The 11465-nt window shown below is 75.4% G+C and carries 12 protein-coding genes and 1 tRNA gene; 6 read left to right on the top strand and 7 right to left on the bottom strand.

Annotation, left to right across the window (positions count from 1 at the left end; genetic code table 11):
- Both ATM99_RS17210 and ATM99_RS17205 read left to right on the top strand, forming a co-directional pair.
- Nucleotides 1-927: DUF4097 family beta strand repeat-containing protein (locus ATM99_RS17210; protein ID WP_223305240.1), on the top strand; the 927-nt coding region annotated here is incomplete at its 5' end.
- 155 nt (nucleotides 928-1082) lie between these two features.
- Nucleotides 1083-2144: a hypothetical protein gene (locus tag ATM99_RS17205; RefSeq protein WP_062104041.1), complete on the top strand. Its 1062-nt coding sequence runs from the start codon at nucleotides 1083-1085 to the stop codon at nucleotides 2142-2144.
- Between the two features lie 77 nt (nucleotides 2145-2221).
- On the opposite strand, the gene ATM99_RS17200 is transcribed toward ATM99_RS17205, so the two are convergent.
- The 3 genes from ATM99_RS17200 to ATM99_RS17190 all read right to left on the bottom strand — a co-directional run bounded on the left by ATM99_RS17200 (nucleotide 2222) and on the right by ATM99_RS17190 (nucleotide 5831).
- Nucleotides 2222-2295, bottom strand: a tRNA-Pro gene (locus ATM99_RS17200).
- 48 nt (nucleotides 2296-2343) lie between these two features.
- Nucleotides 2344-3315 (bottom strand): metallophosphoesterase, encoded by a 972-nt coding sequence (locus ATM99_RS17195; protein WP_082659990.1) that lies wholly within the window; start codon nucleotides 3313-3315, stop codon nucleotides 2344-2346.
- Nucleotides 3312-5831: a transglycosylase domain-containing protein gene (locus ATM99_RS17190; RefSeq protein ID WP_062104040.1), complete on the bottom strand. Its 2520-nt coding sequence runs from the start codon at nucleotides 5829-5831 to the stop codon at nucleotides 3312-3314. Before ATM99_RS17190 ends, ATM99_RS17195 begins: the two co-directional genes overlap by 4 nt.
- Nucleotides 5832-6044: 213 nt before the next feature.
- Here ATM99_RS17190 and ATM99_RS17185 point away from each other — a divergent pair, with 213 nt between their 5' ends.
- From ATM99_RS17185 to ATM99_RS17180, 3 genes are all read left to right on the top strand, one after another.
- The gene (locus ATM99_RS17185; protein ID WP_062104039.1) at nucleotides 6045-6332 is read left to right on the top strand and encodes a WhiB family transcriptional regulator; all 288 of its coding nucleotides are present in this window, start codon (nucleotides 6045-6047) and stop codon (nucleotides 6330-6332) included.
- Nucleotides 6333-6415: 83 nt separating this feature from the next.
- Nucleotides 6416-6574 carry a hypothetical protein gene (locus tag ATM99_RS19525; RefSeq protein ID WP_190278870.1) on the top strand — a complete coding sequence of 53 codons (159 nt, stop codon included), beginning with the start codon at nucleotides 6416-6418 and terminating at the stop codon, nucleotides 6572-6574.
- The gene (locus ATM99_RS17180; RefSeq protein WP_062104038.1) at nucleotides 6574-7077 is read left to right on the top strand and encodes a RidA family protein; all 504 of its coding nucleotides are present in this window, start codon (nucleotides 6574-6576) and stop codon (nucleotides 7075-7077) included. The genes ATM99_RS19525 and ATM99_RS17180 overlap by 1 nt, the downstream gene beginning before the upstream one ends.
- 81 nt (nucleotides 7078-7158) lie before the next feature.
- Here the strand turns inward: ATM99_RS17180 and ATM99_RS17175 are convergent, their stop codons facing one another.
- Together ATM99_RS17175 and ATM99_RS17170 are read right to left on the bottom strand one after the other, a co-directional pair.
- The gene (locus tag ATM99_RS17175) at nucleotides 7159-7836 is read right to left on the bottom strand and encodes a Crp/Fnr family transcriptional regulator (RefSeq protein ID WP_062104037.1); all 678 of its coding nucleotides are present in this window, start codon (nucleotides 7834-7836) and stop codon (nucleotides 7159-7161) included.
- A gap of 126 nt (nucleotides 7837-7962) precedes the next feature.
- Nucleotides 7963-8379, bottom strand: coding sequence for a hypothetical protein (locus ATM99_RS17170; protein ID WP_062104036.1), 417 nt, complete (start codon nucleotides 8377-8379; stop codon nucleotides 7963-7965).
- A 118-nt stretch (nucleotides 8380-8497) separates the two neighbouring features.
- Between ATM99_RS17170 and nth the strand changes: the two genes are divergently transcribed.
- Nucleotides 8498-9196 carry an endonuclease III gene (gene nth, locus ATM99_RS17165; RefSeq protein ID WP_062104035.1) on the top strand — a complete coding sequence of 233 codons (699 nt, stop codon included), beginning with the start codon at nucleotides 8498-8500 and terminating at the stop codon, nucleotides 9194-9196.
- Between the two features lie 28 nt (nucleotides 9197-9224).
- Here nth and ATM99_RS17160 read toward each other — a convergent pair whose 3' ends face one another.
- Entirely contained in the window at nucleotides 9225-10151 is a 927-nt protein-coding gene (locus ATM99_RS17160; protein WP_062104034.1) for an alpha/beta fold hydrolase, read from the bottom strand.
- Nucleotides 10152-10162: 11 nt separating this feature from the next.
- Complete coding sequence (gene nhaA, locus ATM99_RS17155) at nucleotides 10163-11458, bottom strand: Na+/H+ antiporter NhaA (RefSeq protein ID WP_082659992.1); 1296 nt, start codon at nucleotides 11456-11458, stop codon at nucleotides 10163-10165.
- Nucleotides 11459-11465 lie beyond the last annotated feature (7 nt).

Raw genomic sequence — 11465 nt, 5'->3', positions numbered from 1 at the left:
CCGCCGGTCCGCCGGCCGTCCCGCCGGGGGCGCGTGCTGACGATCGTCGGTGCCGTGCTGGCCGCCGTCTGCGTCGCGCAGCTCGCGCAGCAGGGCCTGTCGGAGCTGACCGCCACGACGCTCACGACGACCGAGTCGGTGCCCGCCGCCGCGGTGGTCGAGGTCGTCGCCGACGGCGACGTCACCGTCCTGGCGACCACCGGTGACACCGTCGAGGTCGAGCGCCGGACCCGGGCGCTGTGGCGCACCCCGGACACGTCCACCGAGCAGGGTGACGACCGGGTCGTCGTGCACCACACGTGCGGCTGGCGCTTCATCGGCACGTGCCGCACCAGCACGTCGGTGCACCTGCCCGAGGGCACCGACCTCGTGGTCCGCACGAGCGACGGCGACGTCGAGGCGGAGGGCGCCGTCGCGACGGCGACCGTGCGCACGTCCTCGGGGCGGGTCACCGTCGTGGGTGCGACGGGCGACGTCGAGGCCCGCTCGTCGGACGGCTCGGTGAGCGTGTCGGGCGCCGGCGGCGAGGTGCGGGCCCGGACGTCGTCGGGGCGTGTCGAGGTCGTCGACGCCGGTGGCGCCGTGGCGGCGCGCTCGTCGGACGGCGACGTGCTCGTGCGCGACGCGGCGGGCACGGTGGAGGCGCGGACGTCCGCCGGGCGCGTCGAGGTCGACGGCGCGGGCGGCACGACGTCGGCCCGGACGTCGGACGGCGAGGTCCTCGTCGCCGGGGTCGAGGGCGACGTGACCGCGGTGACGAGCAGCGGGCGCGTGACCGTGCACGGCACGGGCCGCCCGGTCGCGCTGAGCATCTCGACGAGCAGCGGCCGGCAGACCGTGGACGCCCCGACGGACCCGGGCGCCTCCCGCACGGTCACGATCCGGACGTCCGACGGCGACGTGGCCTACCTGGGGCCGCGCGGCTGACGTGGCGTCGCGTGGTGCGCAACTCACGTGCGCACCACGCGACGGCCGGGTGAGCGTGGGGGTCGTGCGTGCGCACGGCCCCCACGGTCGTCCGCGCGACCGAGCCGACGCCACGCCGACGACCCCGTCGGCGCCACGCCGACGAGAGGCCCGTCATGACGTCCGACCCCGTCCCGCCGTCCGACCCCGTCCCGCCGTCCGACCCCGTCCCGTCGTCCGACCCCGTCCCGTCGTCCGGCCCCGTCCCGCAGTCCGTCGCCGCGCTGCGGGCCGTGCTGCGCGAGCGCACCGGCCCTGCCGCCGACGTCGACGCCGCACCCCTGCACGACTCGTCGCCGGTGCACGCCGCGCGGCTGGGCGACGGCCGGCGCGTGGTCGTCAAGCCCGCGCTCGACGACGGCCCCGGGCAGCGCGCGCTCGCGGCGTGGGCGCGGGCGCTGGAGGCCGCGGGCGTCGGCGCCGTGTCCCCGGTCGGCGGCCTGCCGCTGCCGCTCGCGGTGCCCGGCCCCGACGGGGTCGAGCACCGGGTGGCGTACCCGTTCGTCGACGGACGCCCGGTGCGCCTGCCCGCGGACCTCGCGCTGCTCGGTGACCTGCTCGGGCGTCTGCACGCCGCGTCCGCTCCGCTCGCCGACGACCCGGCGCTCGCGGACCTGCCGCGGTTCTCGTGGCCCGAGCACGACGCCGCGTCGGTCGCCGAGGACGTCGACGCGATCGCCGGGGTGGTCGCCCGGCTCGCGCTGCCCGACCAGGTCGCGGCGCGCTGGGCCGACGAGCTCGAGGGGTTCTGGGGTGCGCAGCTGCCGCGCGTGCGGGACGCGGCGCTGCCCGCGTGGCCGGTCGTGCTCGACGTGCGCGCGGTGAACGTCGTCGTCGGCGCCGCCGGCCCGGTCGTCGTGGACCTCGAGAACGGCGAGGTCGCGCCGCGGCTGCTGGACCTCGCGTACACGGCGCTGTTCGCGGGCCACGAGGCCGGGCCGGCGGCGCTGCCGGACGCGCGGGAGTGGGCGGTGCTGCGCGACGCGTACCTCGCGGTCGCGCCGCCGCTGACGACGGCCGAGCGTGCGCTCTGGGAGGACGCGCTGGTCTACATGCGCCTGGAGTGGGGCACGTGGATGCTCACCGAGGGCACCGACGACGCCGAGTGGGCCGACCCGGCGCGGCGCGGGTACCTCACGGACCTGCTGCTGCTCGAGCCGGAGCGCTGGCCGCTCTGACGCGCGGGTCGGGGAGAGCGAAGAGGCCGGACCCTGAGGGTCCGGCCTCTTGCGTCGGTGCCCGTGGACACCGTCTGTCGGGGTGGCGGGATTTGAACCCACGACCTCTTCGTCCCGAACGAAGCGCGCTACCAAGCTGCGCCACACCCCGGTGGAGCCTGGTAAGGATAGCCGACGAGCGGCCCGGACACGAAATGCGTCAGGGCGCCGTGAGTGTGAGGAGCGTCGCCTCGGGCCGGCACGCGAACCGCACGGGAGCGTAGGGCGACGTGCCGAGGCCCGCGGACACGTGCAACCACGACGACCCGGCGCCCGCGGGGCGGTCGGGGCGTGCGCCCGGCCAGCCGTGCAGGCCCTTGGCGCGCCGCAGGTCGAGGTCGCAGTTGGTCGTCAGCGCGCCGAGGAACGGCACCGCGAGCTGACCGCCGTGCGTGTGTCCCGCGATCGTCAGGTCGACGCCGTCGGCGTGCATCGCGTCGAGCACCCGCCGGTAGGGCGCGTGCGTGACGCCCAGGTGCACGTCGACGGCGGGGGAGCGGCCGTCGGACGTGCGTGCGTCGTCGGGGCCGCCCGCGGCGGGCATGCGGTCGCGGTCCAGGTGCGCGTCGTCGGTGCCCACCAGCGACAGGCGGCGCCCGTCGACCTCGAGCACGTCGCGCCGGTTCGACAGGTCGACCCACCCCGCGCCCGTGAGCCGGGCGACGAGCTCGCGCCACGGCAGTGCCACCGGCGGCCCGGACCGGGCCCGGCGCGCGTCGGGCAGCAGGTACCGCGCGGGGTTCTTGAACGACGGCGCGACGTAGTCGTTGGAGCCGAGCACGAACGCGCCCGGCAGGGACAGCAGCGGCTCGAACGCGCGCAGCAGCGCGGGCATCGCCTCGAGGTGCGCCCAGTTGTCGCCCGTGTCGACGACGAGGTGCGGGTCGAGCGACGCGAGGTCACGCACCCAGTCGACCTTGCGGTGCTGACCCGGCGTCAGGTGCAGGTCGGACACGTGCAGGATCCGCAGCGGGTCCTGCCCGGCCGGCAGCACCGGCACGGTCACCTCGCGCAGCGCGTACCACCTGACCTCGACGAGCGACGCCCACGCGAGCGCGGCCGCGCCCGCGAGCGCGAGCCCCCCGGCGGCGCGCAGCGCACCCGTCGCCGGGTGCGACGTGCCAGCCGTCACGGGTTCGGGTTCCCGCCGTTGCCCTGGCCGTTGTTGCCGGGGCCGCCGGGCCGCCCGCCCTGGCCGCCACCCGGACCGCCGTCACCCGGGGTGCCGGGCTCCGGGGCGGGCGGCTGCCCGTTCGACAGCGTCAGGGTGATCGAAGCGCCCCGCGTGGCGGTGGACGCCGACTGCTGCGCCACCGTCCCGGCCGGATACGGCGACTGGACCTGCTCGCCCGCGACCGACACCCGGAACCCGGCGCGCTCGAGCGCGCCGCGCGCGTCGGACTCGGACCGTCCGACCACGGACGGCACGGAGAGGCGCTCGCCGAAGACCTCGCGGTCCCCGGCGTCGCTGAACCCGGGGTTGTCGACGTTTGCGAGCGCCTGCGTCATGAACCGGCTCCACGTCGGCCCGGCGATCGACGAGCCGTAGGGGCCGCGGGTGTACCGCTTGCCGTTGATGACCTCGCCGCCCATCGAGTGCATGGCGCCCGGGAAGCCGACCCACACCGCGGTCGCGCGCAGCGGCGTGTAGCCGACGAACCAGTTGTACTCGTTCTTCGACGTGGTGCCCGTCTTGCCCGCGGCCGGGAACGGCGGCTTGGCGATGTCCTTGCCGGTGCCGGTCCACACGTTGCTCAGCGCGAAGTTCATCGCGGAGGCGTACTTGGGGGCGATCGCCTCGGCCCGGCAGTCCGCCGAGGGCACGGGCAGCTCCTCGCCCGCGGCCGTCGTCACGCTGGTGATGGCGATCGGCTTGCAGTAGGTGCCGTTCGCCGCGAACGTCGCGTAGGCGGCGGCCATCTGCAGCGGCGAGGTCGAGTCGGTGCCGAGCACGACGGCGGGGTAGGGGTTGAACGGCACGCCACCCAGGGGGTTGCCCTGGGCGTCGACCTTGTTCGGGTCGCCGGCCTTGGTGACGCCGAGGTCGGCGGCGCCCTGCATGATGTTGCACAGGTCCAGCTGCTGCGCCATCGCGACGTACGCCGAGTTGACCGAGTTCTTGGTCGCGTCGATGACGGTCTGGTTGATGGCGCGGCCGTTCTCCGAGTTGCCGAAGTTGAACGGGCCGGACTGACGTCCGACGCAGGGGGCCGTGAACTCGTTCTGGTTGTAGCTCAGCCGCGTCCCGTTGACGGTCTCCTGCAGCGCGTGCCCCTGCTTGAGCCACTCGAGCAGCGTGAACGGCTTGAACGTCGAGCCGGGAGGGAACCCGGCGGAGCCGCCGTACTGGTAGCTGGTGTTGTAGTTGACGGACGTCTCGCGCTCGGTCTGCTCCTGGCGCGCCGAGTAGGTGCGGTTCTGCGCCATCGCGGTGATCTTGCCGGTGCCGGGCTCGACCGCCACGATGGCGCTGCCCACGCCCGACGGGTCGTCGACCGGCACGCCGTTCTTCACCTCGGCGTCGGCGATGGCCTGCTCACCGGGCACGAGCGTCGTCGTGATCGTGAGTCCGCCCTGGTAGAGCTTGTTGGTCCGCTCGCTCGCGGACTCGCCGAACGCGGGGTCGTTCGCGATCACCTTCGTGACGTAGTCGCAGAAGAATCCCGACCCCGGCACGGCGTCGCCCGCGGTCATGCAGCCCAGACGCAGCGGGTGCACGTTGAGCGTGTCCTGGACGGGCGTCGCCACACCGGCCGCGAGCTCCTCGTCCGTGATGTAGCCGTCGCGGTTCATGTCGCGCAGCACGCGGTCACGCCGGGTCTTGGAGTTCTCGTACCGCGCGAGACGCGCCTCGTCGCTCTGCTCGGCGGGGCCGACCGGGTCCCACTTGGACGGCGACTGCGTGATGCCCGCGATCGTCGCGGCCTGCAGGTAGTTGAGCTGGCTGGCAGGGATCCCGAAGTAGTACTGCGCGGCGGACTCGACGCCGTACACCGAGGCGCCGAAGGCCGCGATGTTGAGGTAGTTCTCCAGGATCTCGTCCTTCGACATGGACTTCTCGAGCGTGATCGCGATCTTCGCCTCGCGCAGCTTGCGGGCGATGCCGGGCAGCCCCTTGCTCTCCTGCGCCTCGCGCGTCAGCCGGGCGCGCTCCTCCTCGGTGTCGGCCCCCTGCGCGGCGTCGACGAACACGTTCTTGACGTACTGCTGCGTCAGCGTCGACGCGCCCTGGGGGTCGTCGTTGACGACGGTGGCGACCGCGGCCCGCAGCATGCCCTGGGGGTCGACGCCCGCGTGCTCGTAGAACCTGCGGTCCTCGACGGCGACGACGGCCTTCTGCATGATCGGCGCGATCTCGGCGAGCGGCACCACGACACGGTTCTGGTGGTAGAACGTCGCGAGCAGGGTGCCGTCGGCGGCGAGGATCTCCGACTTCTGGGGCAGCGTGCGCCGCTCGAGCCCGCTCGGCACCTCGTCGAACGCGGTCGCGGACGCGTTCGTCACGCCGTTGGCGACGGCGACCCCGGGCAGCACGAGGCCGGCGGTCAGCAGGCCGCCGATCCCGGCGACGAGGAGGAAGGACAGGAGCAGCGCCAGCGCCTGCGAGGCGTTGACCTTGCGTCCGCGCGAGCGGGCAGGGTTCGGCATACCTGTGAGGGTACCGGCGGCACCTGACGACGGGCCGTCGGTACCGCGTGCCGCCCCGCACCTCCACGGGACCTGCACACCGGGCGCGGCCATCCGGCGGAAAGACCCGTCCGGGGGCTCGTCAGGGGTGCCTACGTGCCAGTACGTTCGGCGACACGCTGGGAACGACACGCGGAGGTTGACGTGGCAGGGCAGGGGGCGCAGGGGGCGCAGATGTTCGACGGACACTGGACGGCACGGGCGAAGTGCGGGCAGGGGGAGGTCTCTCCGGACGCGCTCTTCGTGGAGGGCGCGGCGCAGCGCGACGCGCGGGAGGTGTGTCACCGGTGCCCCGTGCGCCTCGAGTGCCTCGCCGACGCGCTCGACAGCCGCACGGACTTCGGCGTGTGGGGCGGGATGACCGAGCGGGAGCGGCGTGCGCTGCTGCGTCGGCGGCCCGAGGTCGCGTCGTGGCGCGCGGAGCTCGTCGACGCCGACGACCTCGCCGTTCTCGGCGTGTGAGCGCTTCCACGGCCGCCGTGGGGCCGGTCGGCCGGCGCTCGCGGGGGTGCCGGGGCGCCCGGGGCCCCCGCTAGGGTGAGCGCATGGCGACCCAGTGGGAGTACGCGACCGTTCCGCTCATCATCCACGCCACCAAGGCGATCCTCGACCAGTGGGGTTCCGACGGGTGGGAGCTCGTCACGGTGATCCAGGGCCCCGACGCGGGGCTCGTGGCGTACCTCAAGCGGCCGACGAGCGCGTGATGACGACCGCCCCGGCGGGACGTGTCGCCGCCCGGCTCGCCGAGCTCGGGCTGACGCTGCCCGAGGTCGCCGCGCCGGTCGCGGCCTACGTGCCGGCCGTGCGCTCGGGCGCGCACGTGTGGACGTCCGGGCAGCTGCCGTTCGTCGCGGGCACGCTCGCGGCCACCGGCAAGGTCGGCGCGGACGTGGACGTCGAGACCGCCACCGAGCTCGCCCGCACGGCCGCGCTCAACGCGCTCGCCGCGGTCGGTGCGCTGCTCGCCGCCGAGGACGGTGGCGACCCGGTCGCCGCGCTCGACCGGGTGACGCGGGTCGTCAAGGTCGTCGGCTTCGTCGCGAGCGACGCCGCCTTCACGGCGCAGCCCGCGGTCGTCAACGGTGCGAGCCACCTGCTGCACGACGTGCTCGGCCCGGTGGGCGTGCACGCACGGTCGGCCGTGGGCGTCGCGGTGCTGCCGCTGGACTCGCCGGTCGAGGTCGAGCTGGTGGTCGAGACCGCCTGACCCGGGCCCGTTCGAGGCCCTCGACGCGACGAGGCCCGGTCCGCCGTGGGCGGACCGGGCCTCGTGCGTACGGTGCGGCGCTCAGCGCGCGCGACGCTCCAGGCGGTCGACGTCGAGCAGCACGACCGCGCGCCCCTCGCGGCGCACCCAGCCGCGCGCGGCGAAGTCCGCGAGCGCCTTGTTGACGGTCTCGCGCGACGCGCCGACGAGCTGCGCGAGCTCCTCCTGCGTGAGGTCGTGCGCGACGCGGATGCCCTCGTCGACCGGCTGGCCGAACCGGGTCGACAGGTCCAGCAGCGCCTTGGCGACACGACCGGGCACGTCGGAGAAGACGAGGTCGGCGAGCGCCTCGTTGGTGCGGCGCAGCCGGCGGGCGAGCGCCTGGAGGAGGTGCTCGGCGACCGTCGGCTTGTCGGCCAGCCACGTCACGAGGTCGTGGTGGCCCAGCTCGAGGACGACGGCGTCGGCGACGACGGTGGCCGTGGCCGTGCGCGGGCCGGGGTCGAACAGGGACAGCTCGCCGAACATCTCGCCGGGGCCGAGCACGGCCAGCAGGTTCTCGCGGCCGTCGTTGGACCGGCGGCCGAGCTTGATCTTCCCGTCCCGCACGAGGTAGAGCCGGTCACCCGGCTCGCCCTCGTGGAACAGCACCTCGCCGCGCGTGACGTCGAGGACCTTCATCGACGCGATCAGCGCGGTCGACGACCCCTCGTCCATGCCCGCGAACAGCGGTGCCGTCAGCACGATGTCCTCCGCCACGGCGGTCCCATCCCCTCTTCCCGCGGAACCGCGGGCGTGCATCTGTCCGACGCTCAGGGCCGGACACCCGCCTGCCAGTCTGCCCCATCCGGGGGTGGGCGCGCGCCCGAGCGGCGCGTGCGGCGCTCAGCTGCCCTCGACCGCCGGTGTGCGTCGCCGCAGCGACGCGGTGGGGTCGGCGGCCACGTGCGCCACGAGGCGCGACGTCGCGTCGGCGAGCGCGTCCTGCACGCCCGTCTCGTAGCGCGCGAGCCGCGCGTCGAGCGCGCGAAGCCGTGGAAGCGCTCCTACGTCGGCCGCCGCGCTCCCCGGGGAGAGCGCGTCGCGCAGGTCGTCGGGCCGCGGGACCTGCAGGCAGACCTCCAGCGGCAGCGCGAAGGCCACCTGCTCGCCCAGCGGGCCCGGCGCCGCGGCCTGCGCGACGAGCAGGTCGATGCGGGCCCGCACCACGCGGCGCCACCAGGCCACGAGCTCACGCTCGGCGCGCAGCGCGCGCCGCTCGAGACGCAGGTCGTGGAGCGGGTGCTCGACGCGGGACGGCATGCGGGGTGGTTCGGCCCGATGTGGCTCCCGCTTGACCGTTCCGCGACGGATCACCCGATCTCTTCACCCGCTGGGAGCAACGGCAACGTTTGCCTGTGACCGGCTTTACTCTCGGCCCGTGGACGCAACACGTTCGGAGACGCCGCTCGCGCGCACGCGCCGCGCCCGCCGGATCGACCGCGCGCTCGCGGTCCGGTACCCCGACGCGCGTTGCGAGCTCGACTTCCGTGACCCCTTCGAGCTGCTGGTCGCGACCGTGCTGTCGGCGCAGACGACGGACGTGCGGGTCAACCTGACGACGCCCGAGCTGTTCGCGCGCTGGCCCGACGCGCACGCGATGGCGGGCGCCGACCCGACCGCCCTCGAGGAGGTGCTGCGGCCCACGGGGTTCTTCCGGGCCAAGGCCCGTTCGCTGACGGGCATCGGCCGGCAGCTGGTGGAGCGGTTCGGCGGCGAGGTGCCCGCGCGGCTCGAGGACCTCGTGACGCTGCCCGGCGTGGGGCGCAAGACGGCCAACGTCGTGCTCGGCGACGCGTTCGGCGTCCCCGGCATCACGGTCGACACGCACGTGCAGCGGCTCTCGCACCGGCTCGGCTACACCACGAGCGACGACCCGGTGGTGATCGAGGCCGAGCTGGGCGAGCTGCTCGAGCGGCGCACGTGGACGGCGGCCTCGCACCGGCTGATCTTCCACGGACGGCGCACGTGCTTCGCGCGGCGGCCCGCGTGCGGGGCGTGCCCCGTGGCGGCGCTGTGCCCGTCGGCCGGCATCGGGGAGCAGGACCCCGAGCGTGCCGCGGCGATGCTCAAGGGCTGAACGGCCCTCGGTCGGCGCGCGCGGCGGCTCAGCGCAGCGGGTCGACCTCGGCGAGCCAGTCGGTCAGCAGCTCGCCGACGAGCTCGGGCGCCTGGTCGGCCAGGTAGTGCCCCGCCTCGCGCAGCAGCTCGAACCGGTACGTCGTCGTGACGTGCGCCGTGGCGGGACGCAGCGCCGCGGTCGCCGCGGGTCGCAGGCCGTCGCGCCGCCCGTGCACCTGCAGCACCGGGACCGGCCGGGCCGCGCGGAGCGTCGCGCGGTACCGGCGGCCGTCGGGCCGGGGCGTCGAGCGCACGAGCCAGCGCACCTGCTCGAGCTGGCTGTGCGCGGCGAACGGCACGCGTGCCGCACGCCGGTACGTCTCGACCGCGTCCCGGTCGGGCCGGCCGGGCACGCCGCCCCAGTGCGTGAGCATCCGGTCCACCAGGTCGCGCTGCGTCATCGCGCGCTCGGGGAGGGAGGGCAGCTGCGCGAACGCCAGCACCGCGGAGGCCGCCGGTCCCGGGGGCGTGCGAGGCAGCGCGAGCGCGTCGAGCGGGTGCGGGGCGCCCAGCACGGCCACGGCACGCACGACGTCCGGGTGGTAGGCGGCCGTCGCCCACGCCACGTCGCCCCCGGTGCCGGCGCCGACCACGACGGCGTCGTCGGCGCCCAGCGAGCGCACGACCCCCGCGGCGTCGGCGGCGAGCGTCGGCACGTCGTACCCCTGCGGCGGCTTGTCGGAGCAGCCGGTGCCGCGCAGGTCCATCGCGGCGACCCGGTAGCCCGCCGCCGCGAGCACGGGCAGCTGGTGCCGCCACGCCCACCAGAGCTGGGGGACGCCGTGCAGCAGCAGCACGAGAGGCGCGTCCTGCGAGCCCGACAGCGCCACGTGGAACCGCGCACCGTTCGCGGTGACGAAGCGGTGCTCCCACGGGCCGTCGAGGAGGAGCGACGCGGAGTCGACGGTGGTCATCGGGTGCGAACCTACCGGTTCGGGGCGTCGTCCGGGCCGTCGTGCACGGCGTCGCGGCGTGCGCGGGCCGTGTGGACGCGGGACCGCCACGCCAGCAGGACGGATCCGAGCGCCGCCGCGACGACGGACGCCACGAGCACGGCCACCACCACGTGCTCGTCGTGCGCGGACCCCTCGCCGAACGCGAGCACGCCGACCAGCAGCGACACCGTGAACCCGATGCCGGCCAGGGTGCCCACCGCCAGCACGTCGGCCCACGACAGCCCGGGCGCCAGCCGTGCACGCGTGAACCGGGCGAGCAGCCACGTGGCACCCAGGATGCCGATCGGCTTGCCCAGCACGAGGCCCAGTGCGACGCCCTGGGCCACCGGGTCGCCCAGCGCCGCCCCGAGGGTCTCGGGGGCGATCGTCACCCCGGCGGCGAACAGCGCGAAGACGGGCACCGCGACGCCCGCGGACAGCGGCCGCCACACGTGCTCGTAGCGCTCGGCCAGCGAGCCGTCGGGCAGGTCCGGGTCGACGTCCTCGACGCCGCCCGCGGTCGCGCGGGGGTGGCGTGCCGAGCCCGGGGTCGCCGGCACCGCGAACCCCAGCAGCACGCCGGCGATCGTCGCGTGCACGCCCGACGCGTGCAGCAGGCCCCACGCGGCGAGCGCCAGCGGCACCAGGAGCCACGGGCTGCGCACGCCGCGCGCCAGGGCGACGCCGAAGCCCGCCACCGCGACCAGCGCGCCCGCGAGCAGGCCGATCGCGACGTGGTCGGTGTACGCGACGGCGATCACGACGATCGCGAGCAGGTCGTCGACCACCGCGAGCGTCAGCAGGAACGCGCGCAGCGCGACCGGCAGCCCACGCCCGACCAGCGCCAGCACGCCGACCGCGAACGCGATGTCGGTGGCCGTCGGCACCGCCCAGCCGACCGGTGCGCCGTCGGGGCGCGTGAGGTTGACCGCGAGGTAGATGCCGGCGGGCACGAGCATGCCCCCGAGCGCCGCGACGGCCGGCAGCACGGCCGTGCGGACGTGCCGCAGCTCGCCCACCACCATCTCGCGCTTGAGCTCGAGCCCGACGACGAAGAAGAAGATCGCGAGCAGGCCGTCGGACGCCCAGTGGGCGACGCTCAGGTCGAGGTGCAGCGCCGCCGGCCCGACGACCGTGTCGGACACCGCGCGGTAGCTGCCGGGGGAGACGTTCGCCCACACGAGCGCCGCGAGCGCGCCGACGAGCAGCAGGACGCCGCCCGTGCGCTCGTCGCGCAGCGTGTCGCGCAGGTTGCGCTCACCGCCGACGGACGGTCGGGCGAGCAGGCGGGGG

The sequence above is a fragment of the Cellulomonas sp. B6 genome, from assembly GCF_001462455.1.
Classification (GTDB): Bacteria; Actinomycetota; Actinomycetes; order Actinomycetales; family Cellulomonadaceae; genus Cellulomonas.
The sequence above is the reverse complement of the archived record's forward strand: the minus strand, read 5'-3'. Positions and strand labels throughout refer to the sequence as shown.